The sequence below is a fragment of the Achromobacter sp. Marseille-Q0513 genome, assembly GCF_018195695.1.
Lineage (GTDB): Bacteria > Pseudomonadota > Gammaproteobacteria > Burkholderiales > Burkholderiaceae_B > Achromobacter.
In genome coordinates this window covers 1-318 of the sequence record NZ_JAGTJY010000670.1, presented here as the reverse complement: position 1 = coordinate 318, position 318 = coordinate 1, and the positions used below count along the sequence as shown (strand labels likewise).

Annotated in this window: 1 protein-coding gene; it reads left to right on the top strand. The window is 67.3% G+C overall.

The features are described from left to right. The coding region (locus tag KDH83_RS32240) for an MFS transporter (protein WP_212323294.1) at positions 1-318 on the top strand (318 nt) is incomplete at both ends.

Here is a 318-nt window from a genome sequence, read left to right as displayed (position 1 = left end):
TCTGCATCGCCATGGGCAACTACGGCCTGGTGTTCTGGCTGCCAACGATGATCCGCGCCGCCGGCGTGACGCAGATCGGCAGCATCGGCCTGCTTTCGGCGATTCCCTCCCTGATCAGTGTGGCGGCAATGATACTGATCGCGCGCCTGGCCGATCGCCGCGACGAACGCCGCATGCTCGTCGCCGCATGCTGCGTGCTGGGCGCCGCGGGCATGCTGGCCTCGGTGCTGCTGGCCCAGCACCTGTGGTGGTCGATGGCCGCGCTCATCGTCGCGGCCATCGGCATCAATTCAATCGCGCCCGTGTTCTGGGGCATCC